The organism is Kitasatospora sp. NPDC001547 (assembly GCF_042894165.1).
Lineage (GTDB): Bacteria > Actinomycetota > Actinomycetes > Streptomycetales > Streptomycetaceae > Kitasatospora.
Genome location: NZ_JBIAVL010000005.1, coordinates 176,945 through 202,799 on the forward strand (window position 1 = coordinate 176,945; position 25,855 = coordinate 202,799).

The following is a 25,855-nucleotide window of genomic DNA, read 5'->3' on the forward strand; positions in this document are numbered from 1 at the left end:
TGTCCCCCCTCCTGTTCTTGCGTCGGTTCCGGTCTGGATGACCGGAACGGGAGCCGTGGCGGGGCCGGGCCGGGCGCCCGGCCCGACCCCACCAGCGGGTGGTACCGGTTACCGGTTGCCGGGGCGTCCGGTGGTGCTGCTCGGCGTGGCCGTCCCCCCGGAGGCCTTGCCGTTCTTCGCCGCGGCCTTGTCGCCGTGGTGGCCGTTGCCGCCCTGCCCGATGTTGCCAGCGGCGGCGTCCTTACCGGGCACCGGGGTTCCGCTACCGGGGACCAGGGACGGAGCGGGCTGGCGGGTGGTGTCGCTCGGGCCCGCCGGGACCGGGGTGGCGACGCCCTGCGGGACGACCGTCTTGTCCGCCGGCGCCGGGGCCGGGACGGACTTGGCCGCGACGCTCGGCGCGACGGCGGCCGGGGCGGTCGGCGCGGACGGCAGCTGCAGGGTGACGCTGCTCTGCAGCGCGCCCGGGGCCACCCAACCCGAGAGGGTACCGGCGTAGGACGAACCGAACCCGGTCGTTCCGATGGCCAGCTTCTGAGCGGTTCCGGTCGGCATGGTGGCCTGGACCTGAACGCCGGACGGCGCGTTCACGGTGACGGTGTTGCCGACCCGGTAGGCGGTGACCTGGCCGGAGGCGAGCGCCGTGTTCCAGGCCGCGCGGCGCTGGAACTCCAGGCCGATCTCGCGCTGGCTCAGGTTCACGATCGGGGCGCTGTCCGCGTGCAGCGAGCGGTAGGTGCCGAGGATCTTCTCCAGCACCGGGTACAGGATGCCGTCCTCGGCGAGGTTCGACTGGTGCACGAAGTGCGGCCGGGGGTCGTTGCTCAGCACGTGGCCGAGGTCGATCCGGGCCTCCAGCGGCACGATGTACGACTGGTAGCCGGTGTTGACGTCCAGCGGCTGCGGCAGGCAGGTCGAGTTGGCGTTGTTCTCGCAGACGCCGCTGCCGCCGTTGGCCTTGCTGGTGTAGATCCAGTTGTACTCGTCGGTCTCCTCCTTCGCCGTGCCGGCGTTGTAGAAGACGTTCATCGGGTACCGCGGCACGGTCAGCGTGGAGGTGCCGACGGCGCGCTGGGCGGCCTCGCGGGAGGCGTCGCTGGCGGTGAACTTGATGCCGTTGGCGGCCAGCGCCGGCGCCAGGTTCGGGTTGTCGCTGGTCTCCTGCGGCGCGGTCAGCAGCCCGGAGTGCTCGCCGGTGACCAGGGTCTGCGGGTCGAACCGGAGGCCGCGGGCGGTGGCCCAGTCCGAGTTGTTCCTGATCTGGGTGGAGACGGTGTTCTGGTCGACCCAGACCGTTTTGCCGGCGGCGTCCTTGGAGCAGCGCCACGGCACCACCGAGACGTCCTGGACGCAGCCCAGGTACGGGTGGGTGTAGGTGTGGTTGATCCAGCGGTAGCTGTTCTGGTCGGTGATCAGCTGGTCCGCCGCGGCGTCCACGGTGGTCTCGTGGTCGGCCTTCCAGTCCTCGCTGCCGCCACCGTTGAACACCATGTCCAGGGTGAAGCCGTTGGCGGTCTGCCACTGCTTGAGGCGCTGGCCCTCGGCCTGGGTCATCCGGATCGGGTTGGCGGAGTCCGGGGTGCCGGGCGGGCAGGTGACGTCGCCGGGGGTGCACTTGAGGACGGTGTCCCAGCGGTCGTCGGCCAGGAAGACGTCGTCCACGTGGGTGGCGAAGTAGTTGCGGTCGTAGCCGAGGTGGACGCCCTGGGTGAGCCAGTCGACCATGCCGCGGGCCAGCAGCCGGTACTGCTGCTGGTACTGGTTGTAGACGAACGTGACGACCAGTTCCTTGCGGCCGTCGTGGGTGTACTCGCCGACCAGTGAACCGCGGGCGGTCGCGCCGGGTATCGGCGCGTCGACGAGCGGGACGAAGGAGGCGCCGGCCGGCAGAGCGGCGAGCGGGGTGGCCAGGTAGCCGTAGCTCTCGCTGACGTTCGCGTCGTTGTCCTCGAAGGGGACGCTGCCCTTGAGGTACCCGAACGGTCCCGAAGTTCCGGCCGCGGTGGTGGCGCCCTGGAATCCGTCGAGGGTGCCCGCGAATCCCGGATTCTGGGCGTAGTTCAGCCCCACCGCGGGACTGGCCCACGTGTACGCGTCGATCTGGCGGACGTTGAATGCGGCTTCGTAGCTCGCGATCGCCGTCATCTCGGCGGCACTGTTGGGGAAGGGGTTTTCGTTGGGCAGCACGATGCCCTGGAACTTCCCCCGGGACTGGCCGTTCACCGTGTCGCTCAGGAAAGCGGAGTTGATGACGGGGCGGTTGGGGTCATTGAGGCTGACGACCTTGTAAGGCGTGCCCTGGCTCTTCAGCTCGGCGGTGATGGCCGCGACGGACGGGCCGCCGTCGTCGATGACCAGGACGGTGAGGTCGATCCTGGGCGGCGCGGTGTCGCCGTGGGCCAGGGTGGTCTGCAAGCCGCTGGCCAGCAGGACTGCCGCCGCGCACGCGGCGACTCTTCGGGTCGCTCGACCCATGGTGATCCTCCCCTTGGTACAGGCGTCGCGCTGCTCCGCGCTCGCCTGCCCGTGTAGCTGTTCGCGGGCAGCAGGCTGCCCGGGCCCATCCTGGTCGAGGGACGGCAGTGCGAGGGACCAATCGGGCGAGAGTGCAGCGAACCTGTTACCAACGTTCATGGCGAAGCCATGAAGGCGCTGATTGTGACCGGAACCGTACCGGCGGCGCAAATAATGAATTGAAAATGAAAAACCGGAAGCTGAGTGCTACAAGCGGTAACCGACGGTGTGGCTCGGCGGGTCGGGCGGGACACCTACACTGTCGTCGTTGCGCATGACACTCTTGCACATCCCACCGCCCGGTCGGGCAGGTTCATGCAATATCGGGCACCGCTGTGCCATGTGACAGTCCGAATATGCAATGGAGGCGCTCGCGTGGTCGATCAGCATACCGAGCCGGCGGGATTCCGGAGCGTACGGAATGCGTCACCGGAGCCGTACGGAACGCCGCTGGTCGGGCGCAGTCTCGGTTTGCGGGGTGCGCTGAATGCCCGCGATCTGGGCGGCTACCGGGCGGCTGACGGGCGGATTCTCCGGCGCGGGGTGGCACTGCGCAGCGATGGCCTGAACCATGTCACCGCCGAGGACATCGGCCCGCTCGGCGCGCTCGGCCTGCGCAGCGTGGTGGACCTGCGGAGCATGGGCGAGGTCCGCGAGGCCGGCCTGGACCGCCTGCCGGCCGGCGTGACCCTCCACCACCTCCCACTGCTGGCAACGGACTTCGACGTCTTCGTGCTGGTCCGCGACGCGCTGGCCGACCACAGTCCGCAGCGCCAGCGGGCGCTGCTCGGCGACGGCCGGGCGGCCGCCCTGATGACCGGCCTCTACCGCTGGTTCGTCACGGACCGGGTGGCGCGCGAGCGCTTCGCGGCCCTGCTGCGCCTGCTGGCGGCCCCGGAGGGCCCGCCGCTGCTGTTCCACTGCACCGCGGGCAAGGACCGCACCGGCTGGGCCGCCGCGCTGCTGCTGACCGCCCTCGGGGTGGACCGAGGGACCGTCCGGACGGACTACCTGCTCACCAACGAGCGCTCCGCCCCGGTGGTGCGGCGGGTGCTGGACGACCTCGGCGGCCGCGGCCTGATGCGCGAGCCCGAGCTGCTGCTGCCGGTCTTCCGGGCCGACGGCGGCTACCTGGACGCGGCTTTCGCCGAGGTCGAGGCCGGCTGGGGCGGCTTCGACGCGTTCTGGCGGGACGGGCTCGGGCTGGACGACGAGGTGCTGGCCGGGCTGCGCGCCAACCTGCTGGACGACCCGGTGGCGGACCCGGTGGCCGGGCCGGGCGGCGGCCCGGCCACCGGCGGCCGGCTCAGCCCTCGTTGATCAGCCCCTCGCGCAGCTGGGTGAGCGTCCGGGTGAGCAGCCGGGAGACGTGCATCTGGGAGATCCCGATCTCCTCGCCGATCTGCGACTGGGTCAGGTTGCCGAAGAACCGCAGCATGATGATCCGGCGCTCGCGCGGCGGCAGCTTGGCCAGCAGCGGCTTGAGCGACTCCCGGTACTCGACGCCCTCCAGCGCGAGGTCCTCGTAGCCGAGCCGGTCGGCCAGCGGCCCGTCGCTGTCCTCCTCGCCGGTGCTGGAGTCGAGCGAGCTGGCGGTGTACGCGTTGCCGACGGCGAGGCCCTCGACCACGTCCTCCTCGCTGACGCCCAGGCAGACCGCCAGCTCGGCGACGGTGGGGGAGCGGTCCAGCCGCTGGGAGAGATCGTCACCGGCCTTGGTGAGCGCCAGCCGCAGCTCCTGGAGCCGCCGGGGCACCCGGACCGACCAGCTGGTGTCCCGGAAGAAGCGCTTGATCTCGCCCACCACGGTGGGCATCGCGAAGGTGGGGAACTCCACCCCGCGCTCCGGGTCGAACCGGTCGATCGCCTTGATCAGGCCGATGGTGCCGACCTGAACGATGTCCTCCATCGGCTCGTTGCGGCTGCGGAAGCGCGCCGAGGCGTACCGGACCAGCGGCAGGTTGAGCTCGATCAGGGTGTCGCGGACGTAGGTGTGCTCGGCGCTGCCGGGCTCCAGCGCGGCCAGCCGCAGGAACAGCGAGCGGGAGAGCGTCCGGGTGTCCAGCGCGGAGCCGGGCGGCGTCTCCGGCGCCGCCTCGGGGCCGGGCGGCCGGACCGGTTCGACCCGCTGCCGCGGGACCAGGTCCTCGACGACGACCGTGCCGTTGGCCTGTCCAGCGTGGATCTCCGCAGTGGCCGGCTCTCCGGACATGCACCCACCCCCTTGTGACTGTCAGCTGAACGGGGGCCGTCGCGCGGAGGTTCCCGGCGAGGGCCTTCCCCCTCCATACCGGAACACGGTCCACGGCAAACCCGAACGTCGCAAGATGTCACGTCGGGGTAACTGGCTGCAATGTCACTCTTCCCAGGAGTTGCCGGTCCGAAGCCTGGTCAGGATCCGGGAGAGCAGCCGGGACACGTGCATCTGGGACATCCCCAGCTCGGTGCTGATCTGGGACTGGGTCAGGTTGGCGAAGAACCGCAGCATCACGATCCGCCGCTCCCGCTCGGGGAGCTGGACCAGCAGGTGGCGGACCATGTCCCGGTGCTCGACCTCGGCCAGCGCGGAGTCCTCGTAGCCGAGCCGGTCGAGCAGCGCCAGCCCGCCCTCGTGCTCCTGCGCGGCCTCCAGGGACGCCGCGTTGTAGGCCCGTCCGGCGTCCAGGCAGGCCCGTACGTCCTCCTCGGGGATCCGCAGGCTGGCGGCGATCTCGGGCACCTTGGGGGCCCGCCCGTGCAGCACCGTCAGCTCCTCCATGGCGCCGCTGACCTGGACCCAGAGCTCCTGGAGCCGGCGCGGGACGTGCATGGTGCGGACGTTGTCCCGGAAGTAGCGCTTGATCTCGCCCAGGATGGTCGGCAGCGCGTAGGTGGGGAACTGGACGCCGCGGCCGGGGTCGAAGCGGTCGATCGCGTTGATCAGGCCGATGGTGCCGACCTGGACGACGTCCTCCATCGGCTCGCTGCGGCTGCGGAAGCGGGTGGCCGCGTAGCGGACCAGCGGGATGTTCACCTCGATCAGGGCGGCCCGGACCCGTTCCCGCTCGGGGGCGTCCGGGGGCAGCTCGGCGAGCCGCTCGAACAGCACCCGGGTCAGCGTCCGGACGTCCACGGCGGGGCGGCCGCCGGGGCCGCGCAGCCGGTCCGGGCGGAGCTCGCCGGCCGGGCTGGTGATCGCGGCCAGCACTTCGTCCACGGACATCTCACCCCTCCCAAAGTCGTCAACGGCGGTCCCTGCGGAGCGGGTGTCGCGGCTGGTTCACTACCTCGCCATGTCCGGCAAAACCGGTCATAGCATCACAAGGTGGGCACACGTCGGGCAAGCACCCGACGGAGGTGTGTTGGTGGGGCGTTCAACCTTTCCCGGGCCGGCCGGCGAAGCGCCGCAAGGGTCGTTCCGGGGCAGAGCGAGGCGCCCCGTCCGGAGGCCGGACGGGGCGCCGCGGTCCGTCCGGGGGAAGGGCGCTGGGGCGGGCTCCGGACGGGCTGGGTCGGACGGGGTGGAACCGGACGGCCGCTCAGACCTCGACGTCGGCGATCACCCAGGTGGCGAACTCGCGCCAGAGGCCGGCCGCGGCCTGGTGGTCCGGGTGGGTGAGGTAGGCCTGGAGGGCGTCGCGGTCCTCGACCAGGCTGTTGATCGCGTAGTCGTACGCGATGTCGCGCTCGGTGGTGTTCCAGCCGCACTCCCACTCGCGCAGCTCGGGGATCACCGCGCCGAGCGCGTCGAAGGCCTTGGCGCCGGCGAGCACGCGCTCTTCGTCCTTGCTGACGCCTTCGTTGAGCTTGAACAGGACCAGGTGCCGGATCACGATTGCCGCTCCTCGCGGACGGGGACAGAGGGTCGCGCTCACCGTAGCCGGTGCGCGGGGCCGGCCGTCATCCGGAGGAGGCCGTCCGTCACTTGATCAGACCGGTCATGAAGGTGCCGACCGCCTTGGCCGCGTTCGAGATCCCCTCGAACCCGAGCTGGACCAGCTCGGCGGACCGGGAGGGCGAGGTGATGATCGAGTAGAGCACGAAGACGAGCAGGAGGACCATGCCGATCTTCTTCGCCTGCGCCATCGGGTGACCTTCCTCCGAGCTGTGCGCCGCCGTCATCCGGTCCCCGAGCGGCCTGCAGGGGCAGCTTATCCACCCGGACGGGCTATCAAGTGTGCGACGCGTTCGGCCGCCGGGACGAAGGTCCCCGCGAGTGGGGCCTTTCTCCGGGTGCCCGGCCGAGGCCCGGGCGGCAGGATGGAGGACGTGCCGGGGATCTGGCAGGAATCCCCCGGTACGTGGATCCGGAGCTCCCCGCTGTGGGACCGGTCGCCGCGGCTCCCCCCGACGCGGCGCCGGTTGTGGGACTCCGTCGGGGGAGCGGTCAGTCCCCCCGAGCCGCTCCCCCTCCAGGCTCCGTACGGACCGGGCACCGGTGGTCATCGGCCCGGGGTGCGGAGCCGCTCCTCGTGCCCGCGCGGGCCTGCTCCCCGGCACCGGACGGCAGGCCCGCGCCGGACGAACGCCGAGGGCCCGTCCGGATCGGACGGGCCCTCGGGCTTTCGAGCGGTAGCGGTGGGATTCGAACCCACGGTGGAGTTGCCCCCACACACGCTTTCGAGGCGTGCTCCTTTGGCCGCTCGGACACGCTACCGAGAGGAACTCTACCGGAGGTGTGGCGCAGTCACGAAATCCGTATCGCCACTGCGGTCGGCGGGCCTCAGCGGTGGGTGTCGAAGAAGGCGCGCAGCTGCTCGCCGCACTCGTCGGCGAGCACGCCCCAGATCACCTCGGGGCGGTGGTTGAGCCGGCGGTCGCGCATCACGTCGAAGAGCGAGCCGGCCGCGCCGGCCTTCTCGTCGAGGGCGCCGTAGACCACCCGGTCGATCCGGGACAGCACGATGGCGCCGGCGCACATGGTGCACGGCTCCAGCGTGACGACCAGCGTGCAGCCGCTCAGCCGCCACTCCCTGGTCTTCTCGGCCGCCTGCCGGATCGCGACCACCTCGGCGTGCCCGGTCGGGTCGCCGACCGCCTCGCGCTCGTTGTGGCCGCGTCCGATCACCTCGCCGTGCCGGTCCAGGACGAGCGCCCCGACCGGTACGTCGCCGGTGGCCGGCGCCAGCGCGGCCTCGGCCATCGCGAGGCGCATCGGCGCCGCCCAGCGGTCGCGGACCGGGTCGGGGCGGACGGGGGCGGGCAGCGGGGGGACGAGCGGGACGGTGAGCGGGGTGGATGCGGGCTGCATGGCATCCAGTGTCGGGTATCCGGTGGCGGACACCGGCATGACCGACCCCGCTACCGGACGGCCTCCAGGACCTCGCCGCAGCCCAGGGCCTCGGCGATCTCCTCCAGGGCGTCGCCCGGCACCGCGCCCTCGCCGCTGAGCGCGAGCAGCGCGTCGGAGGCGAGGCCGAACTCGGTGAGCAGGTGGGCGTCGCCGAGCGGGCCGACCGGGACGCCGCCGCGGGCGTCGGCGTCCTCCTCGTCCTGCTCCTCGGCCTCCTCGGCCTCGTCCAGCAGGTGGTCCAGGTCGCCGAACTCGCTCTCGCCGGCCTGGTCGACCAACTCGTCGGTGAGGACGGCGCCGTAGGAGCTGCGGGCGGCCGCGGCGCCGTCCGACACGAAGATCCGCGGGTCCTCCTCGCCGTCCACGCGGACGACGGCGAACCAGGCGTCCTCCTGTTCGATGAAGATCAGGACGCTGTCGTCGTCCTGGGCGGAGTCGCGGGCCAGATCGGTCAGATCGGCCAGGGTTTCGACGTCGTCGAGCTCCGTCTCGCTCACATCCCACCCGTCCTCGGTGCGAGCAAGCACTGCAGCGAAGTACGCCACCAGGGACACTCCCAAGATCATCGGTCTCGGCTGTCGGCGCGCACGGGCGACGCGGAATTCTGGCCGCCCCCGCGCCAGAGGCGGTCCGCTTGTTCGGACCGTCCCATCGGAATCGTGACAGAAAGCCCGCCCTCGCGGGGGGTGTTCGGCAGCGCGTCTTCGCAGGTCGTGTCGGAAGGACCGGGTGGCGGGCGGTGAAGTCGGGCCGGGGCGGTCCGGGGCCGGTCGAAAATTGCTCCGAACGCCCGTTGGGATCGGGGCGGGCCGTTTCGCGGGCCGTCCGGGGGCGGGCGGGGCCCGCGGCTGGGGCCTGCCAGGGCGGTGCGGGGGCCGTGTCCGGGCGTCGTCCGGGCCGGTCAGATCCGGAAGGTCCGCATCCGCATCGCCTCGCGCATCCGCCGCTCCTTGGTCCGTCGGGGCTGCACCCGCTCCCGCAGCTCGCGGGCCTCGGTGAGCTCGCGCAGGAAGACGGCCCGCCGCTTGCGGCGCTCCGCCTCGGTCTCCGGATGGTCGTACGGCGGGCCCGGGCTGCGGCCCGCCCCGTCGACGGGCTCGTCCTTCGAGCCGTCCCCGGCGTTCGGGTTGCTCGTCATAAGACGTGACATTCCCCGAACGGCCCGGTTGATACCACAGGGGGCAGTTCCGTCCGGACATCCGCGGCGGGTCACGGCGTGTCACCGGAACGTCACCCGGTCCGGCACGCGGGTGGGGCACGGCGGTCGTACACCCGTCCAGGACCGGGCTAACCTCGGTACATGCGTCTCCACGTCGTCGACCACCCCCTGGTCGCCCACAAGCTCTCCACCCTGCGCGACGAGCGCACCGACTCGCCGACCTTCCGTCGCCTGACGGACGAACTGGTGACCCTCCTCGCCTACGAGGCCACCCGGGACGTCCGCACCGACGAGGTGGAGATCACCACCCCCGTGGCGGTCACGACGGGTACCCGGCTCAGCTACCCGCGACCGCTGGTGGTCCCGATCCTGCGGGCCGGCCTCGGCATGCTGGACGGGATGACCCGCCTGCTGCCGACCGCCGAGGTGGGCTTCCTCGGCATGGTCCGCAACGAGGAGACCCTGGAGGCCTCCACCTACGCCACCCGGATGCCGGACGACCTCTCCGGCCGCCAGGTCTACGTGCTCGACCCGATGCTGGCCACCGGCGGCACCCTGGTCGCCGCGCTCAGGATGCTGATCGAGCGCGGGGCCACCGACGTCACCGCCGTGGTGCTGCTGGCGTCCCCCGAGGGCGTCGAGGTGATGCAGCGGGAGCTGGCGGGCCTGCCGGTCACCGTGGTCACCGCCGCCCTGGACGAGCGGCTCAACGAGAACGGCTACATCGTCCCCGGCCTCGGCGACGCGGGCGACCGCCTGTACGGCACGGCCGGCTGAGCCTCCCCACCCGAACCACCGAACACCGAGAGCCCCCGGCACTGCGTCTGCCGGGGGCTCTCGGTGTTCGGCGCCTCAGCAGCTGCCGGTGGCGGTCGGGGTGGGGGAGGGCTTGGTGGCCAGCGCGAGGGCGGCGGCGGCCTGGGTCTCGTCCAGCAGGGCGTTGTAGCTGTCGCCGATCACGAAGTCCACGGTGGCGTCGGTGCGGGCGTCGGCGGTGACGGCGGCCCCGGCGATCTGCGAGCCGACCAGGGTGCCCGCGCCGGCGCCGGCCGGCCCGGCGATCACCTGGGCGGTGCCGGGCACCTTCTTGTCCAGCTCGGCCGGGGCGTTGCCGACCTTGCCGATGACGAAGCCGCGCTTCTTGAACTCCTCGGCCGTCCGGCCGGCCAGACCGGCCTTGGTGGTGGCGTTGTAGATGTTCACGGTGACGGCGGCGGGCTGCGGGACGGCGTGCGGGTCGCCCTGCGCGGCGGCGGGCGCGCCGGAGGCGCCCGGGGTGGCCCCCGGGGTCGGGGCGGCCAGCGCCTTGCCGGACGGGGTCGCGCAGGCCTGGGCCGAGGCGCTCTTGTTCCTGCCGGTGAAGATGTCGTACAGCTGCAGGCCGCCCAGGCCGATCAGGGCCAGGGCGAGCAGGCCCGCGAGCGCGGCGATCACCTTGCGGCTCTTCTTCGGGGGGCGGCCCAACCGCGGGTAGGTGTTGCCGGTGACCCGGTACTGCTTCCCCTTGAGGCCTCGGGGAGTCAACATGCTCACGGTTTGTCTCCCCCTCGTGCCGGGGCGGGGTCGGGATGACGGATCGGCCGGGTGGGGACTTCCCCCGCTGCGGGCGGAATCCCCTGGTCGCGGCCGTAGTCAGCAGCGTAGTGCCGTACGGCCTCGAAGGTACTAAACGATCATCATCTGGCGTACCCCGGTACCCGAAAGGGGGTACCGGGGTACGCGCGGACCGCCCTCCGCCGGGTGGCGAGGGGGCGGTCCGGAAGAGCCCGTGGCGGCCCGGCGGTCCCCGTGGCGGGGGCCGTCACTCCATCTCGAGGACGCGGGCGTGCAGCACCTGGCGCTGCTGCAACGCGGCCCGGACGGCCCGGTGCAGGCCGTCCTCCAGGTAGAGGTCGCCGTGCCACTTCACCACGTGGGCGAAGAGGTCCCCGTAGAACGTCGAGTCCTCGGCCAGGAGGGTTTCGAGGTCGAGTTGCCCCTTAGTGGTCACCAGCTGGTCGAGTCGCACCGGGCGCGGGGCGACGTCAGCCCACTGGCGGGTGCTCGTCCGGCCGTGATCCGGGTACGGCCGCCCATTGCCGATGCGCTTGAAGATCACACGGAAAGCCTACCGTTTGGGCGGCGGATGGCGCAGCAGCCGCGGCGCCGCCACGCGCGCCGGTGTGAACTGCGCGTGGACGAATGCGGCTGTTTGATGGGAAATGTCGCGAACATCGCCCGGTGCCGATCGGGTTCCGAGTCGATGAAAGCCGATGCCGAAGCGTTCCGAAGCGTTCCAATCCGCTCAGGAGTGTGCACCGATGTCCTCCGACCCCACCCCGCAGGCCGTCCGGGAGATCGCCGACGGGTACGCCTTCACCGGCCCCGCGCTCGACCTCGGCGCGGTGCTGCTGGACGGCACCGCGTACCCGGACGCCCGGGTGCGCGTCCCGCTGGGCGTGCTCAACCGGCACGGGCTGGTCGCCGGGGCCACCGGCACCGGGAAGACCAAGACCCTCCAGCTGATCGCCGAACAGCTCTCCGGGCAGGGCGTGCCGGTGTTCCTGGCCGACGTCAAGGGGGACGTCTCCGGCGTCGCCGCGCCCGGGACGCCGAGCGAGCGGACCACCGCCCGGGCCGCCGAGGTGGGGCAGCAGTGGACGCCCCGGGGCTGCCCGGCCGAGTTCTACTCACTCGGCGGGCAGGGCGCGGGCATCCCGATCCGGGCCACCGTCACCAGCTTCGGGCCGCTGCTGCTGGCCAAGGTGCTCGACCTGAACGAGACCCAGGAGTCCTCGCTCAGCCTGGTGTTCCACTACGCCGACGGCAAGGGCCTGGAGCTCTACGACCTCAAGGACCTCACCGCGGTGATCGCCTTCCTCGCCTCGCCGGAGGGCAGGGAGGAACTGCGGACCATCGGCGGGCTCTCGGCGGCCACCGCCGGGGTGATCCTGCGGGCGCTCACCGTGCTGGAGAACGAGGGCGCCGGGGCGTTCTTCGGCGAGCCCGAGTTCGACACCGCCGAGCTGCTGCGGACCACCCCGGACGGCGGGGGCGTGGTCTCGGTGCTGGAGCTGCCCGCGGTGCAGGACCGGCCGCGGCTGTTCTCCACCTTCCTGATGTGGCTGCTCGCCGACCTCTACCAGGAGCTGCCCGAGGTGGGCGACCTGGACCGGCCCAAGCTGGTGTTCTTCTTCGACGAGGCGCACCTGCTGTTCAAGGGTGCCTCCAAGGCGTTCCTGGAGGCGATCACCCAGACCGTGCGGCTGATCCGCTCCAAGGGCGTCGGCATCTTCTTCGTGACCCAGACACCGCGGGACGTCCCGTCCGACGTGCTGGCGCAGTTGGGCAACCGGGTGCAGCACGCGCTGCGCGCCTTCACCCCGGACGACGCCAAGGCGCTGAAGGCCACCGTCTCGACCTTCCCACGGTCCTCGTACGACCTCGGCGCGGTGCTGACCTCGCTGGGCACCGGCGAGGCGGTGGTCACCGTCCTCTCCGAGAAGGGCGCGCCGACGCCGGTCGCGGCGACCAGGCTGCGGGCGCCGCAGTCGCTGATGGGGCCGCTCGGGGCGACGGACCTGCGGGCGGTGGTGGACGCCTCGCCGCTGACGGCGCGCTACCGGGACGCCGTCGACCGGGAGTCGGCGTACGAGAAGCTGGCGGCGCGCGCGCCCCGGCCGGAGGCGGCGCCGGCCGGGCAGCCCGAGCAGCCCGCGCCGCGGCGGGAGGAGCGGGGGGAGTCGGGGGAGCGGGCGAGGGAGCACTCGGGTGCGGGCGGGCTGCTCGGCTCGCTGCTGAACAACCCGGCCGTGAAGTCCTTCGCGCGCTCGGCCGGGCGGCAGCTCGGGCAGGAGATCTCGCGCAGCCTGTTCGGGACGTCCAAGCGGCGGCGCTGACGGGGGGTCGGCGAGTGCGGCGCCGGCCGGTCGGCCGGTGGGGCGGTGGGCGTCGGCCGATGGGGCGCGGCGCCGGCCGGTCAGCCGGCGAGCGCGGCGCCGATCCGGTCCAGGGAGGACAGTCGCATCAGGCCGTAGTTGTAGAACTCCACCTCGGGGACGCCGAGTCGGCGCAGCACGGCGATCTTGGCGGCGAGGTTCTCCGGGCCGTCGCAGTCGGAGGACATCGGGCGCAGGATCACCGCCATGGACCGCGGGTGGACACCGTGCAGGGCGAAGGCGGCGATCTTCTCCCGGACCGCCTCCGGGGTCTTCGCGTAGCCGAGGGTCTCGATCTGGTCGGTGGCCTGCGCGAGGGCCGGGAGGTCGATGCCGGAGAGCCAGCCGGTGCCCGGGCCGCCGCCGTCCATGAAGCTCAGCCGCATGCCGTGCCGGCGGGCCTGCTCGGTGAGTTCGGCGGCGAGCGAGGTGACCGTGGCGGCGGAGGCGTCCACGTAGGCGGCGAAGGCGCCGTCGGCGAGGGCGCTCAGGTCGGCGGGCTCGGCGGCCGCGGACTCGTCGGCCAGCCGGCGGCGCAGCTCGGTGCGGACCGCCTCGGCCACCTCGTCGGCCGGGACGCCGGCACCGGTGGCGGCGGCGCGGCAGTGCGGGCAGAAGCAGACCCCGAGCAGCGCCTCGGCGCTCGGGCCCAGCTCCTCGAAGTAGCGCTCGTGGTGGTAGCCGTGGCGCAGGCCGTGGAAGTGCAGGGACTCGGCGCGGATCGCGTCCACGCCGTACCGGGCCAGTTCGGCGACCAGGGTCAGCGCGTACTCCCGGACCTCCGGGTTCGCCGGGCAGAGCTCGGTGAGGTGGCGGTCGCCGAAGGCGTTGGCCGGGGCGCAGTCGGGGTGGGCGAAGCCGAGCCGGTCGTTGTGGCAGAAGACCGTCCAGGCGTGCAGCTTCAGGCCGCGGCGGCGGGCCTCCTCGGCGGCCTCGGCGAAGGGGTCGCGCCCGTCCAGCGCGGTGGACGGGACGGGGGCCAGGCGGCGGCCCGCCCAGCGGGTCGGGTCGGGGCGGAAGTAGGCCGCGCCCGGCTCCAGGTAGCGGACCACCCGGCGGGGGTTGTGCGGGAAGACGTCGCGGGCCTGGTGGTAGACCGAGGCGAGGGTGACGCCGCCGACCCCGGCGCGGTCGGCGAGGTTGCCGAAGAAGGTGTCGGCGCCCTCGTCGAGCAGGTCAGTGGCGAAGGCGAGGACGGACGACTGCACGGTGCGGCTCCGGAGCTGGGGAGGTGAGCGGTCCACGCTAGCCCCAGCGGTGGGATTGGTCTATACCTGATGCCCCGGGCGGCGTACGCCGCCCGGCCTCACAGGCCGAGCTCGTCCAGCTGCTTGAGCAGGGCGGATCCGGGGCTGTTCGGCGCCGTCCCCTGCGCTGCGGTCCCCTGCGGTGCGGCCGACTGCCGGGCCTGCCGCGCGGCCGGTCGCTCGCGCAGCAGCACGGCGGCGGCCAGTCCGCCGATCAGCCCGCCGAGGTGGCCCAGCCAGCTGACGCCCGGGGTGACCGGCAGCACCCCGATCAGGATGGTCGAGTAGACCGCCGCGATGACGATGCCGACCGCCGCGTCCAGCACGTTGCGGTCCAGGACGCCGCGCAGCACCACGTAGCCCAGATAGCCGTAGACCATGCCGCTCGCCCCGGCGGTCACCGTGTTCGGGCCCTCCAGCAGCCAGACCAGCAGCCCGCCGGACACCAGGATCACCAGGCTGGCCAGCAGGAACTTCTTCATGCCGCGGTACGCGGACAGGAAGCCGAGCACGAACAGCGGCCAGGAGTTGGCCTCGATGTGGCTCCAACTGAAATGCAGGAACGGCATGGTGAACATCTCGGGGAGGTCCCCGACCTGCTCGGTGCGCAGGCCGAAGTCCCGCGACAGCCCGTAGTCGTCCAGCCAGTTGACCACCTGCACCGACCAGATGACGGCCTGGATACCGAGCATGGTGAACAGCGCGCGACGCGAGTCGGCGAACAACTGGGCGAATTTGGCGGCCATGCCCCGACTGTAGGGGCGCCGGGATCGGACGTGCACCCCATTACAGTGACTCGTGTCATTCCGACCGTGAGAGGTGACCACCCATGAGTGTTCGTCCGCCGCTGCCGTACGAGTTCCTGCCGCAGGTGCCGTCCTTCCGGCTCAGCAGCCAGGACCTCACCGAAGGCGGCACGCTGGGCCAGGAGTTCGTCCACGCGGGCGGCAACCTCTCGCCGCAGCTGGCCTGGTCGGGCCTGCCGGAGGGCACCCGGAGCATCGCGGTCACCTGCTACGACCCGGACGCGCCGACCGGCTCCGGCTGGTGGCACTGGCTCGCCCTCAACCTGCCCGCCGACACCACCGAACTGCCGCGCGGCGCCGGGTCCTCGGACGCCGACCTGCCCGGCGAGGCCTCCTTCCACGGCCGCAACGACTTCCCGGGCAACCGGTACGACGGTGCCGCCCCGCCGCCCGGCGCCCCGCACCGCTACGTCTTCGCCGTGCACGCGCTGGACGTGGAGAAGCTGGACGTCGCCGCCGACACCCCGCCGGCCCAGGTGGGCTTCAACCTCACCTTCCACACCCTGGGCCGGGCGCTGCTGACCGCCGAGTACGGGGTCTGAGCAATGGCGATGCCCGACCGTCCGGTCGAGGTCTGGCGGCTGCCCGAGGAGGACGTACGGGCCGGCCGCCGGGCCCCGGCCTGGACGGTCGGGCCGCAGGGGGAACTCGCCGTCCTGCTGGTGCCGGAGCGGTGCCTGGCGCCGGCCGGCTCGTGGCCGGCCGCCCGGCTGCCGTTCGACGGCGAAGTGGTGGTGCACGGCCCGCACGGCGGGTGGCGGGTGCCGATCGCCGGGGCCGGGGTGTCGCCGGACCTGCTGGCGCTGCTGCCGGGCGGGCGGGTGCTGCTGGCCGGGGGCCGGGCCGCGGCGACGGCGGACGGCCGGGAGCGCAACGGCCAGGTGTTCGGCCCGGACGGCCGACCGGCCCGGGAGCTGCGACTCGGCGACGACATCCAGGCGTTGATCACCGACCGGGACGGCCGGATCTGGCTGGCCTTCGGCGACGAGGGCAACCACGGCGACGACCCGCTCGGCCGGTGCGGCCTGCTCGGGCTGGACACCGCCGGGCGGACCGTCTGGCGGCCGGACTTCGAGGCGCTGGGCGACGAACCCCTGGAGGGTCTCGCCGCCGCCACCGAGGGACGGCGGGCCTGGCTCGCCTGGTACGGGGACCGGAGCCACCTCACCGGGATCGACCCCGCCGGGGGCGAGCCGGTCGTCCTGCGGCTGCCGGCCCGGCAGCCGGTCGGCTTCGCGATCGCCGGGGACCGGGCCGTGTTCCTCCAGCCCGACGGTCAGCTGGTCCGGTGCGAGCGGGAGAGCCGGAAGGGCTGGCGGGAGGTGCGCCGTGAGCGGGTGGACGTCCCCGGGGAGCTCGACCGGCGCTGCGCCTACGGGCGGGACGGGGTGCTGTGGTTCCGCTCCGGCGACGGCTGGTTCCGGGTGGCGGCCTGACCCTCGGCCGTTCCGGCGTCCTGGCCTTCCAAGCCCTCCGGGCCCGCCGCGTGCCGGGCGCGGGCGGCGAGCCGGCGCAGGTGGTCGCGGAGTGCCGGCGGCTCGTGCACCTCGAAGGCGCAGTCCAGCGACAGCAGCCGCATCGCCGTCCACTCCAGCGAGTCCGAGTGCGAGCGCAGCCGGCAGCTGTGCCCGTCGATCGGCTCGACCTCGGAGTCGCCCGACCGGAGGATGTGCCGGACCCGGTCGGCCGGGGCGTGCACGGTGGCGACCACGGTGCCGCTCGGTGACGGGCGGTGCAGTTTGCCCGCCACGTAGGCGGCGGCGTCCTCGGCGGGGAGCTGGCGCGGGGTGAAGCGGACGCCGGTGGCGGCCGGGCCGGTCAGCCGGTCGACCCGGAAGAGCCGCCAGTCCGCGCGGTCCAGGTCGTAGCCGACCAGGTACCAGCGCCGGCCGACCGAGACCAGCCGCTCGGGCTCGACCTGCCGCCTGGTCTCGGCGCCGTCGTACGCCCGGTAGCCGAAGCGCAGCCGCTCCCGGGCGGTGACGGCCCGGGCGAGCACGGTGAGGTCCTCCGGGTCGACGGTCGGGCCGTCCCCGGTGAGCAGCGGCACGGTCGCGGAGTTGAGCGTCCCGACCCGCTGCCGCAGCCGGCCCGGCAGCACCTGGAGCAGCTTGCCGAGCGCCCGCACCGAGGCCTCCTCGATGCCCACCACGGCGTGCCCGGCCGCCGCGCGGAGCCCGACCGCGATGGCCACCGCCTCCTCGTCGTCCAGCAGCAGCGGGGGCATCGCGGTGCCCGCGACCAGCCGGTAGCCGCCGACCGCGCCCATGCTGGCCCGCACCGGGTAGCCGAGTTCGCGCAGCCGGTCGATGTCGCGCCGGATCGTGCGGGGGCTGACGCCGAGCCGCTCGGCCAGCTCGCTGCCCGGCCACTCGCGCGGGGTCTGGAGCAGGGACAGCAGGTTCAGCAGCCGGGCCGGGGTATCGCTCATGTTCTTCAGCATGCCGTAACGACTAGGACAGGTTCTGACCTACATGGTCGTTACCGTCACGGACGTGAAAAAGGCGGACGTGAGGAAAGAGGACGGCGGAATGAGCACCGCGGCAGCGGATCGGCGGAGGTGGATCGCGCTGACGATCGTGATGGTCGCCTCCTTCATGGACCTGGTGGACGTCACCATCGTCAACATCGCCATCCCGAGCATCCAGCAGGACACCGGTGCCTCCTTCAGCACCCTCCAGTGGGTCACCGGCGGTTACGCGCTGGCCTTCGCGATCGGGCTGATCACCGGCGGCCGGCTGGGCGACATCCACGGCCGCAAGCGGGTGTTCCTGATCGGGATCGGCGGATTCACGCTGGCCTCGGCGCTGTGCGGGCTGGCGGCCAACCCGGAGATGCTGGTCGCGACCCGGCTGCTGCAGGGCGGGACGGCGGCGCTGATGGTCCCGCAGGTGCTGTCGATCATCCACGCGACCTTCCCGGCGGAGGAGCGCGGCAAGGTGTTCGGCCTGTTCGGCGCGGTGGTCGGGCTGGGCGCGGTCTCCGGTCCGATGATCGGCGCGCTGCTCACCGAGTGGGATCTGTTCGGCCTGGCCTGGCGGCCGATCTTCCTGATCAACCTGCCGGTCGGCATCGCCGGACTGCTGCTCGGCCGCCGCTTCATCGACGAGTCGAAGGCCGACCAGGCGCTGAAGCTGGACCTGGTGGGCGTGGCGCTGGCCAGCCTCGGCCTGCTGATGCTGATCTACCCGCTGACGCACGGCCGGGAGGCCGGCTGGCCGCTGTGGGGCTACCTGTCGATGGCCGGGAGCCTGCCGGTGTTCGCCCTGTTCGTGGTGTACGAGAAGGTCAAGACGCGGCGGGACGGCTCGCCGCTGGTGGAGCTGGCGCTGTTCCGGGTGAAGTCCTTCGCGGCCGGGATCTGCGTGCAGCTGGCCTTCGGGGTGGCGCTCGGCATCTTCTTCCTGGTCTGGACCCTCTACATGCAGGTGGGGCTGGGCTGGAGCCCGCTCAAGGCCGGTGCGACCGGCATCCCGTTCTCGATCGCGGTCTCCACGGCGGCGGGCCTGTCGGTGCAGAAGCTGGTGCCGCGGTTCGGGCGCAAGGTGCTGCAGACCGGCGCGCTGGTGATGGCGGCGGGCGTGCTCGTCTACATCTGGGAGGCGGACCGGTACGGGACGGCGATCGCGGCCTGGCAGATGGCGCTGCCGCTGGTGGTGATGGGCCTCGGGATGGGGCTGATCGTCGCGCCGATCACCGACGCGGTGCTGGCGGAGGTGCCGCGCGAGCACGCCGGTTCGGCGTCCGGGCTGATCAACACCGTGCAGCAGGTCGGCAACGCGCTCGGGCTCGGCCTGGTGTCGGTGGCCTTCTTCGGGGCGATGGACGACGTGGTCGTGCCGGAGGCGGTCGGTACGGCGTTCGGCGGGGCCTTCGTGCACGCCATGTGGTGGGTCGCCGGGGTGCTGCTCGCCGTGTTCCTGCTGATGTTCGCGCTGCCGCGGCGGCGCAAGGCGGTCGGGCCGGTGGCCGGTTCCACCGCGGAGGAGCGCGAGCCCGTCCCGGCCTGACGGAGCACTCCCGTTCGCGGGCCCCGGTCGCGCGGCGCGGCCGGGGCCCGCGTCGCGCTCTGGGAAGGCCCGGCCGCGGTGCCGCCGGGCGGGCGGGCCGACCGTCGGTCAGCGCGCACCGGACGGGGCGGGGGCGGCGGCCGTACGGGTGGTGGTGCGCGGCTTGGCGGCGGCCTTGGCCTCCTTCGCGGCGCGCTTCGTCTCCTGCTTGAACTCCCGTACCAGGGTCAGGGATTCGGGGCCGGTGATGTCGGCCACCGAGCGGTGCGCGCCCTCCTCGCCGTACGCCCCGGCCGCCTCCCGCCAGCCCTCGGGCCGCACCCCGTACTGCTTGCCGAGCAGGGCCAGGAAGATCTGCGACTTCTGCTTGCCGAAGCCGGGCAGGGCGTTGAGCCGGCTGAGCAGCTCCTTGCCGGTGCGGACGTTCTTCCACAGCGCGGCGGCGTCGCCGTCGTACTGGGCGACGAGGAACTGGCAGAGCTGCTGCACCCGCTTGGCCATCGCGGCCGGGTAGCGGTGGACCGCGGGCTTCGCGGAGAGGAGCGCGACGAACTCCTCCGGGTTGTAGGTGGCGATCTCGTGGGCGTCCAGGTCGTCGTGGCCGAGGCGCTGGGCGATGGTCAGCGGGCCGGTGAACGCCCACTCCATCGGGACCTGCTGGTCCAGCAGCATGCCGACGAGCGCGGCGAGCGCACTGCGTCCGAGCAGCTCGTCGGCCTCGGGCTGCTGTGCGAGCCGGACGGTGACGTTCATGGGCTTGCCCTCCTCGGAGTTGACGTCGGGTCGGCGCCCAGTCTGGTGGAAGCGGCGTTGGCGTACGCGGTCAACACGCCCGTATCCGGGGAAGTCTTGTCTGTTCAAGGCCTTGTCAGAGCGGCATTGTTCGTTGGCGGAGCGGTTTCCGGGCAGGGCATTGGGGTGGTGCGGACAATTTTTTGCCCGCCCCTGTCACATCCGTCGGGTGCCCCGGGTCAGGGGAGTGTCGAACCGAACAGCCGTCGAATGGGGAGCCCTCCGATGTCCATCGCCCACACCGTCGTCACCGTCCTCGGCGCCCTCATGGTCGGCTTCTCGGCCTACTCCGTCTTCGTCGGCGCCGAGTACGTCGTGAAGCCCCTCGCCGACTACGGCGTTCCGCGCGCCTGGTGGACCTGGCTCGGCGTCGCCAAGGCGGCCGGCGCCCTCGGCCTGCTGGTCGGCCTCGCCGTCCCGGCCGTCGGCTACGCGGCCGCGGTCGGCGTCGTCCTCTACTTCCTCGGCGCCGTCGTCACCGTCCTCCGCGCCCGCGCCTACGCCCACGTCCCCTTCCCCCTCGTCTACATGGCGCCCGTCGCCGCCTCCCTCGTCATCGCCCTCGCGGCCTGAGCCGGAGGGCCCCTGCCCGCGCCCCCGCCTCCGCCCCGCCGGGGCGGGCCGACCACGGCCCGCCCCGGCGGTCTGCGTGTTCATCCATTCGTGTCGTTCCCATGCGTGGACATGTCGGCAACTCGTTTTGTTCGCATGGCCATTCGAGGCGGAAAGAGGAAACGGGAAACCCTGCCGATCCCCGTTTGGCCGGCTTGATCGCATGCCAAGATTCCAGGCGGAAGCGAGGGGTGACCGCTTCCGGTCCACCACGCAGCAGATGCCAGGGCATTCGGATCCAGGATGGGGGTTGGCATGAGCGCGTCCAGATTGTCGTCCGGCGAGTTCGGGCCGGAGCTGCGCAGACGCCGGATCGCCGCCGGGCTGACCCTCACGCGGTTGGCCGAACTGCTCAGCTACAGCAAGGGCCACTTGAGCAAGATCGAACGCGGCCACAAGTCGCCCCCACCCCAGCTGGCCCGCCGCTGTGACGTGCAGCTCGACGCGGGTGGCGAGCTGGAACGGCTGCTGGCCGTACGCGGCGCGGCCGAGCCGTCGCAGTCCGGTGGCCCCACCCGGAACGGCGCCCGTGACAAAGGGAAGCCGCCGCTCGGAGGAGACCGTGAGGACGCAGGTTGGCCAGGGTCCCTCGGGCGGCGGCAACTGCTTGCCGTCGGGGCCACCTCTCTGCTCGGCGGCGGGCTCGCTGCGGCTTTGCCGACGGCGGCCTCGGCGACCGCCGTCACGGAGTCCGCCCCCGTGGAGATCTTCCGGGCCCAGTTCGACCAGATGCGGCAGCTCGGCCAGTCCAGCGACCCCGGCACGCTGATCCCGCTGCTCACCGTCCAGACCCACACCTTGCGCGAACTCGCCAGCCGGACCGACCCGGTGAACCGGGGCCGACTACTCGTGCTGGCCGCGCGGTACGCGGAGTACACGGGCTGGATGGCGCAGGAGGCGGACGACAACGCTTCCGCGCTGTGGTGGACCGCTCGGGCCGTCGAACTGGCACAGGACGGCGGAGATCGTGACCTGGCGTCGTACGCGCTGGTCCGACGCGCCCTGGTCACCTTCTACGCGGGCGACGCGGCCCGGACCGTACAACTGGTCGAACCGGCGCAGGACGACGCCCTGCCGCCACGGATCCGCGGCCTCGCGGCACAGCGGGAAGCGCAGGGCCACGCTCTCACCGGCGACCACACCGCCTGTCTGCGGAGCCTCGACAGAGCCCGCAACCTGTTGGCCAGGGCCGACGCCGAGAACGGTGGTGCCCCCCTCCTCGGCACCACCCACCTGGCCGACCCGGCCGCCATGGTCACCGGCTGGTGCCTGTACGACCTCGGCCGCCCGGGCCAGGCCGCCGAGGTGCTGGACCACGAGTATCCGAGGATTCCGGCGCACGCCGTCCGTAACCGCGCCCGGTACGGCATCCGGCGCGCCCTCGCCCACGCGGCCGCGGGTGAACCGGAGCATGCTTGCGCACTCGCCGCGGAACTCCTGCCCCTGATCCCGGCACTGCGGTCGGCCACCATCCGATCCGACGTCCGCAGGCTCGCGCGCGAGCTGCACCGGTTCCGGGCCAACCGACCCGTGCAGGACCTCCAGCCCCTGCTCGCCCGGGCACTGCACCCGTAGACCGCCCGAGCCCCGGTCCGTCCGCGGGCCGCCACACCATCCCTCACTCACCTGGAGAGGTGATTCCGTCATGCCCGACATCTTCGTCAACTACCGCACCAGCGATGAGGACACTGCCGCCACCGTCATCGAGCGCGAGCTCTCCCGGCGGTTCGGAACCGAGCGGGTGTTCCGTGCCAGCAAGTCCATCAAGATCGGCCGCTCCTTCCCCCAGGAACTGCTGATCGCCGTCCGGCGCAGCAGCGCACTCATCGCGGTCGTCGGTCCGGGCTGGGCCGACGCCCGCACGGCGGACGGCCGACGCGCGCTGGACGACCCGGAGGACTGGACCAGGCGAGAGATCATCGAGGCCTTCGAGAGCGGAGCCCGGGTGGTTCCGGTGCTCGTCGGCAGCACGACACGGCTCGACCGACGGCTCCTCCCGCCGGAGATCGCCGAGCTGGCCGACTGCCAGTACCGCCGGTACTCCAACCGCGACGCCGAGAGCTGCCTGCGACGTCTCGGCGACGACCTGGCCGAAGCGATCCCCCGGCTCGCGGAGGCGGAGCGGCAGATCGCCAGGGCGACGGGGATGGCGCAGACCCACAACGAGATCGGCCGGGTGAACGGCAGCGTGGTGCAGGCCGGCGACTACCGGCACGACCAGAGCGGCGGGATCGGCAATGTGGGCCGCGACGTGGGGACCTTCATCAACAACGCGAGCGGTCCCGTCCATACCGGGAACGGCACGCAGCACAACACGATTCGAAACGGTGGCGTCGAGTTCCACGGCGACGGCAGCAACTACGTCGAACGCGGCACCGTCAACAACGACTTCGGCGGCCGCGGTGGCCGCGAGGACCGGCGGCCGTGAGCGAGCACGAGGCCTGGTCGTGGATCGGCCGTGCCGAGGGCCAGACGCACACGGGCAGTGGGAACCAGTACAACTACTTCGTCTCTGATACGGACAGGCTCATCCGTAGTGGAGGGGATCCGCTGCGGGTGGCGGCCGCGCATCGACGTTGGCTGAGCGAGCGCTTCGTCCGACCGCGCGGATACCGGGAGGCGTTCGAGAGGCTGGAGTACCCCGGCACGGCCGTCCTGCTCGCGGGAGCCGAAGGCAGCGGACGTCGCACGGCCGCCGTCGTACTGCTGCACCGAGCGGGTGAACGGGGCGACCCGTTCCGTGAGGTCGCCCTGGACGAGCGGCACGATGAGCCGGGCGAACTCGCCAAGGGCGAACTCGTCCTGTTCGACCTTTCGGACCTTTCGGACCAGCAGATCGTCGACGCGCAGAGCCTGGTGAGGTCGTACTGGGCCAAAGTGGAACGTGCGAAAGGCCGCCTGGTCGTGGTCCTCTCGCAGGACCGCGAGTACCTCCTGCAGTCGGAGGTCCGGCAGCTCCTGGTGTCGATCGGGCGGCCCGCGGGTGACCAGGTGCTGGCCGAGCACCTGAAGTGGGCCGACATCACGGTGTCCCGCGAGGAACTGCGCGGGTCGGCGCTCGGGAAGCTTCTGGACAGCGCCCCCATGCGGGAGTTGCAGCGGTTGCACGAGCTCGTGGTCGAAGCGCGCTCGGTGGGCGGCGAATTCGAGGAATGGGCTAGGAAGGCCTGCGAAGCGGTTCACGGACGCGCCGATGAGGTCGCGAAGCAGATCGCCGGCATCGGGGACGGGCGCCAACGGGCGCTGCTCTTCACGGGGGCGATGCTGGACGGCGCCCCCGCGGCCGCGGTGTTCCAGCTGTCCGATCAGCTGCTGGCGAGGGTCGGCCATCCTGAGGAGGACCAGCCCCGACTTGACCGGGCGGACCTGAAGCAGCGGGTGCGAGAGCTCGGGATGACGGTGCAGGACGGAAGGATCGGCTTCAAGGAACTGGCGTACGCGGAGGCGGTGCGGGCCCACGTCTGGCTCTACTACCCGGATCTGAGAGAGGCCTTCGGAACGTGGGTCGGAGACACGATCAGGGCGCCGTGGCTGGGCACCCCCGATCGTCGGCGGCTGGTGGGCCGGTTCACCGAACAGGCCCTGCACGCCGGTGATGTGGGCCTGCTGACCGGCCTGGTGGAGGTGTGGGCGAAGGAGACCAGGTTTCTGCCGGAGGCGATGCTGGTACTGGAGGAGGGGGTCACGCACGAGACCTGCGGCTCTGCCTTTCGGGCGAAGATCTACGAGTGGTCGGTCGAGTCGCAGCCGCACGCCAACCTGGTCCGGGTCCTCGCACGAATCTGCGCCGACGCGATGGCCACGCACCACCCCGATCAGGCGCTCGTCCGACTGCACCACCTCGCACGGGGGGAGAGGGCCGACGGCCCGCGATACGGCCGTGAGGCGTTGCTCGAACTGGTCGACAGGGGCGAGCGGTTGTACCGGAGGCTTCTGGAGCGGGCCTGCGAGGGCATGGAGAAGAGCCCGCCGGTGCGATCGGACGTCGACATCTTCCTCGCACTGGTGGATCCGCTTCCGGTCGGAGTACTGGACGGGGAAGCCGTTCGGGGATGGCGGGGAGTGCTGTCGGCGGCTCAGTCCCCGGATACGTGGGCGCCCGGAGTCAGGAACTGGCTCTCGGCCGCTCGACGGGCGCCGGACGGCGGTGAGCGGCTGATGAGGATTCTCGTCCGGGCGGCCGACGGCCGGGTTGGCGTGCTCAGCCGCTACTACCTGCTCGCCCACGACTGGTCGACCGGTCCCGATGATCCGCCGGGGCCGGTGAGCCGGGCAGAGATCGCGACGCGCTTCCGCCGAACGATCGACCGCGCGCAGGGGATTGGACCATTCGTCGGGGCGGCCGAAGGGAGAGGGCTGTGAAGGGCATAGGAAAGGTGCTGCTCGTCGGTCTGGCGTTGGCGGCGGGTTCGGTGACCGCCGTGCTCGGGCTGTTGGCCAGGTGGCCGGTCTGGTTGTGGGCGGTGCCGTCGGCGATGGCCCTTCTGTTGGCCGTTCTACAGGCCTTGGCCGGGACTCCGAAGCCAGAGTCCCAGGAACCCCCGTGGGAAAAGACCAGAGTGACCGGAGTAGCGCTGCCGAGTCTGGTGCCGGACTACGACTTCCAGTTCTCGGCCACGGTGTGGTGGCGCCCGATTCCGAACGCCACGGGACTGGTCCATGCGGACCCCGCAGGCCTGGCGGTCGAAACGGTCCTGGAGCGAGCTCGTGCGGTGACGGAGTGCGAGATCCCGGGACGTCTGGACTTGGTGCAGCACCGGCTGAACGGCGTCCTCGGGACGCAGAGCCAGGACCGATCGGGGCTGGTGGAAGCGATGGGCGGGCGGGTCGAGCTGAGACTGTCGGAGGATGATCGGAACCGGCTGGGGAAGCTGTCGGAGGTGCGGAAGACCGAGGAGGTCTGGGAGCACGAGCGGCGCTATGAGCAGAGCAGGCGGGCCTATCTGGGCGACGACGTCCTGAAGTCGCCGGGCAGCGCTGTGGTGTGGTGGCTGGCCCGCCATGACGAGCAGGTCAGCGAGGCGGTCGACTTGATCGGCCCGCTCGCACAGCTTTCGGCAGCTGCCAACGACGAGGCCGTGAGTGAGCTGTACACGCATCTGGTACCGGGGGCGGGGCCGTTCCCGGACGACGTCGGGGACGACGAGGGCGGGTCTGCGGAACCGTCCGGACCGTGCGGTCCGACCGGGGGGCCGTCGGTGATCGGTCCGTTGAGGCAACTGCTGGACGACGTTGACCTGGATGAGGATTCCGATGAGCGGAAGGTCTATACACATCGGTTGGCCGACTTCACCGATGCGGCCGGCCGGCCGGAGTTCGCCAGATTGATCCGGGAGAAGCTTCTGAGGGAGGACGACGCCGCACCCGGTGGGCTGGGACCGACGGAGGAGTGACGGCTGGAGAGCTGCGTGGAGGGCGAGCAGGAGGGAAGTGCGTGTGCGGGCGTACGTGAGGAGGCGCGTGTGCGGGGCGCGTGGGGGTCGGGGAGCGCTCGGCCGGGGGAGTGGATTTGCGTGGGGGGAGCGA

25 protein-coding genes and 1 tRNA gene are annotated in these 25,855 nt (G+C 72.1%); 11 read left to right on the top strand and 15 right to left on the bottom strand.

Going from position 1 to position 25,855, the window contains the following annotated elements:
- Nucleotides 1–108 precede the first annotated feature (108 nt).
- Complete coding sequence (locus ACFY0X_RS11635; RefSeq protein WP_387752291.1) at nucleotides 109–2,475, bottom strand: hypothetical protein; 2,367 nt, start codon at nucleotides 2,473–2,475, stop codon at nucleotides 109–111.
- Between the two features lie 354 nt (nucleotides 2,476–2,829).
- On the opposite strand from ACFY0X_RS11635, the gene ACFY0X_RS11640 reads away from it, so the two are divergent.
- Nucleotides 2,830–3,834: a tyrosine-protein phosphatase gene (locus tag ACFY0X_RS11640; RefSeq protein WP_387752294.1), complete on the top strand. Its 1,005-nt coding sequence runs from the start codon at nucleotides 2,830–2,832 to the stop codon at nucleotides 3,832–3,834.
- Here the strand turns inward: ACFY0X_RS11640 and ACFY0X_RS11645 are convergent.
- The 8 genes from ACFY0X_RS11645 to ACFY0X_RS11680 form a co-directional block, all read right to left on the bottom strand.
- Nucleotides 3,821–4,726 (bottom strand): RNA polymerase sigma factor SigF, encoded by a 906-nt coding sequence (locus ACFY0X_RS11645; protein WP_387752296.1) that lies wholly within the window; start codon nucleotides 4,724–4,726, stop codon nucleotides 3,821–3,823. The genes ACFY0X_RS11640 and ACFY0X_RS11645 overlap by 14 nt on opposite strands.
- 144 nt (nucleotides 4,727–4,870) lie before the next feature.
- A complete protein-coding gene (locus ACFY0X_RS11650; protein WP_387752299.1) occupies nucleotides 4,871–5,716 on the bottom strand; it encodes an RNA polymerase sigma factor SigF in 846 nt (281 codons plus the stop codon).
- Between the two features lie 316 nt (nucleotides 5,717–6,032).
- Entirely contained in the window at nucleotides 6,033–6,326 is a 294-nt protein-coding gene (locus tag ACFY0X_RS11655) for a Dabb family protein (RefSeq protein ID WP_380699755.1), read from the bottom strand.
- A gap of 88 nt (nucleotides 6,327–6,414) precedes the next feature.
- The gene (locus tag ACFY0X_RS11660) at nucleotides 6,415–6,579 is read right to left on the bottom strand and encodes a hypothetical protein (RefSeq protein ID WP_199823286.1); all 165 of its coding nucleotides are present in this window, start codon (nucleotides 6,577–6,579) and stop codon (nucleotides 6,415–6,417) included.
- 484 nt (nucleotides 6,580–7,063) lie between these two features.
- Nucleotides 7,064–7,150: transfer RNA gene (locus ACFY0X_RS11665), tRNA-Ser, on the bottom strand.
- A 66-nt stretch (nucleotides 7,151–7,216) separates the two neighbouring features.
- Nucleotides 7,217–7,744, bottom strand: coding sequence for a tRNA adenosine(34) deaminase TadA (tadA, locus tag ACFY0X_RS11670; RefSeq protein WP_387752301.1), 528 nt, complete (start codon nucleotides 7,742–7,744; stop codon nucleotides 7,217–7,219).
- A gap of 50 nt (nucleotides 7,745–7,794) precedes the next feature.
- Complete coding sequence (locus ACFY0X_RS11675; protein ID WP_387752303.1) at nucleotides 7,795–8,352, bottom strand: tRNA adenosine deaminase-associated protein; 558 nt, start codon at nucleotides 8,350–8,352, stop codon at nucleotides 7,795–7,797.
- Nucleotides 8,353–8,687: 335 nt separating this feature from the next.
- A complete protein-coding gene (locus tag ACFY0X_RS11680) occupies nucleotides 8,688–8,924 on the bottom strand; it encodes a hypothetical protein (RefSeq protein WP_387752306.1) in 237 nt (78 codons plus the stop codon).
- 162 nt (nucleotides 8,925–9,086) lie between these two features.
- Here ACFY0X_RS11680 and upp point away from each other — a divergent pair, with 162 nt between their 5' ends.
- A complete protein-coding gene (gene upp / locus ACFY0X_RS11685; RefSeq protein WP_387752309.1) occupies nucleotides 9,087–9,722 on the top strand; it encodes a uracil phosphoribosyltransferase in 636 nt (211 codons plus the stop codon).
- A gap of 75 nt (nucleotides 9,723–9,797) precedes the next feature.
- On the opposite strand, the gene ACFY0X_RS11690 is transcribed toward upp, so the two are convergent.
- Both ACFY0X_RS11690 and ACFY0X_RS11695 read right to left on the bottom strand, forming a co-directional pair.
- The gene (locus ACFY0X_RS11690) at nucleotides 9,798–10,472 is read right to left on the bottom strand and encodes a LytR C-terminal domain-containing protein (RefSeq protein WP_387753172.1); all 675 of its coding nucleotides are present in this window, start codon (nucleotides 10,470–10,472) and stop codon (nucleotides 9,798–9,800) included.
- A gap of 274 nt (nucleotides 10,473–10,746) precedes the next feature.
- Complete coding sequence (locus ACFY0X_RS11695; RefSeq protein WP_030061387.1) at nucleotides 10,747–11,043, bottom strand: type II toxin-antitoxin system VapB family antitoxin; 297 nt, start codon at nucleotides 11,041–11,043, stop codon at nucleotides 10,747–10,749.
- 202 nt (nucleotides 11,044–11,245) lie between these two features.
- Between ACFY0X_RS11695 and ACFY0X_RS11700 the strand changes: the two genes are divergently transcribed.
- Nucleotides 11,246–12,823: a helicase HerA-like domain-containing protein gene (locus ACFY0X_RS11700; protein ID WP_387752313.1), complete on the top strand. Its 1,578-nt coding sequence runs from the start codon at nucleotides 11,246–11,248 to the stop codon at nucleotides 12,821–12,823.
- Nucleotides 12,824–12,903: 80 nt separating this feature from the next.
- Here the strand turns inward: ACFY0X_RS11700 and ACFY0X_RS11705 are convergent, their stop codons facing one another.
- Nucleotides 12,904–14,070 (bottom strand): hypothetical protein, encoded by a 1,167-nt coding sequence (locus tag ACFY0X_RS11705; RefSeq protein WP_387752316.1) that lies wholly within the window; start codon nucleotides 14,068–14,070, stop codon nucleotides 12,904–12,906.
- Nucleotides 14,071–14,168: 98 nt separating this feature from the next.
- Nucleotides 14,169–14,855 carry a rhomboid family intramembrane serine protease gene (locus tag ACFY0X_RS11710; RefSeq protein WP_387752319.1) on the bottom strand — a complete coding sequence of 229 codons (687 nt, stop codon included), beginning with the start codon at nucleotides 14,853–14,855 and terminating at the stop codon, nucleotides 14,169–14,171.
- Nucleotides 14,856–14,938: 83 nt separating this feature from the next.
- Here ACFY0X_RS11710 and ACFY0X_RS11715 point away from each other — a divergent pair, with 83 nt between their 5' ends.
- A complete protein-coding gene (locus tag ACFY0X_RS11715; protein WP_387752322.1) occupies nucleotides 14,939–15,457 on the top strand; it encodes a YbhB/YbcL family Raf kinase inhibitor-like protein in 519 nt (172 codons plus the stop codon).
- 9 nt (nucleotides 15,458–15,466) lie between these two features.
- Entirely contained in the window at nucleotides 15,467–16,351 is an 885-nt protein-coding gene (locus ACFY0X_RS11720) for a hypothetical protein (RefSeq protein WP_387752325.1), read from the top strand.
- Here the strand turns inward: ACFY0X_RS11720 and ACFY0X_RS11725 are convergent.
- Nucleotides 16,288–17,346 carry a helix-turn-helix transcriptional regulator gene (locus tag ACFY0X_RS11725; protein ID WP_387752328.1) on the bottom strand — a complete coding sequence of 353 codons (1,059 nt, stop codon included), beginning with the start codon at nucleotides 17,344–17,346 and terminating at the stop codon, nucleotides 16,288–16,290. The genes ACFY0X_RS11720 and ACFY0X_RS11725 overlap by 64 nt on opposite strands.
- 100 nt (nucleotides 17,347–17,446) lie before the next feature.
- On the opposite strand from ACFY0X_RS11725, the gene ACFY0X_RS11730 reads away from it, so the two are divergent.
- A complete protein-coding gene (locus ACFY0X_RS11730) occupies nucleotides 17,447–18,925 on the top strand; it encodes an MFS transporter (RefSeq protein ID WP_387752330.1) in 1,479 nt (492 codons plus the stop codon).
- Nucleotides 18,926–19,033: 108 nt separating this feature from the next.
- On the opposite strand, the gene ACFY0X_RS11735 is transcribed toward ACFY0X_RS11730, so the two are convergent.
- Nucleotides 19,034–19,678 carry an HhH-GPD-type base excision DNA repair protein gene (locus ACFY0X_RS11735; protein ID WP_387752333.1) on the bottom strand — a complete coding sequence of 215 codons (645 nt, stop codon included), beginning with the start codon at nucleotides 19,676–19,678 and terminating at the stop codon, nucleotides 19,034–19,036.
- Nucleotides 19,679–19,942: 264 nt separating this feature from the next.
- On the opposite strand from ACFY0X_RS11735, the gene ACFY0X_RS11740 reads away from it, so the two are divergent.
- The 5 genes from ACFY0X_RS11740 to ACFY0X_RS11760 all read left to right on the top strand — a co-directional run bounded on the left by ACFY0X_RS11740 (nucleotide 19,943) and on the right by ACFY0X_RS11760 (nucleotide 25,722).
- On the top strand, nucleotides 19,943–20,290 hold the full coding sequence (locus ACFY0X_RS11740) for a DoxX family protein (RefSeq protein ID WP_387752335.1): 348 nt from the start codon (nucleotides 19,943–19,945) through the stop codon (nucleotides 20,288–20,290).
- A gap of 294 nt (nucleotides 20,291–20,584) precedes the next feature.
- Nucleotides 20,585–21,904, top strand: coding sequence for a helix-turn-helix domain-containing protein (locus ACFY0X_RS11745; RefSeq protein ID WP_387752338.1), 1,320 nt, complete (start codon nucleotides 20,585–20,587; stop codon nucleotides 21,902–21,904).
- A 70-nt stretch (nucleotides 21,905–21,974) separates the two neighbouring features.
- On the top strand, nucleotides 21,975–22,757 hold the full coding sequence (locus ACFY0X_RS11750; RefSeq protein ID WP_387752340.1) for a toll/interleukin-1 receptor domain-containing protein: 783 nt from the start codon (nucleotides 21,975–21,977) through the stop codon (nucleotides 22,755–22,757).
- Entirely contained in the window at nucleotides 22,754–24,691 is a 1,938-nt protein-coding gene (locus ACFY0X_RS11755) for a hypothetical protein (protein WP_387752343.1), read from the top strand. Before ACFY0X_RS11750 ends, ACFY0X_RS11755 begins: the two co-directional genes overlap by 4 nt.
- Nucleotides 24,688–25,722, top strand: a complete 1,035-nt coding sequence (locus ACFY0X_RS11760; protein WP_387752346.1) for a hypothetical protein — start codon at nucleotides 24,688–24,690, stop codon at nucleotides 25,720–25,722. The genes ACFY0X_RS11755 and ACFY0X_RS11760 overlap by 4 nt, the downstream gene beginning before the upstream one ends.
- Nucleotides 25,723–25,855 lie beyond the last annotated feature (133 nt).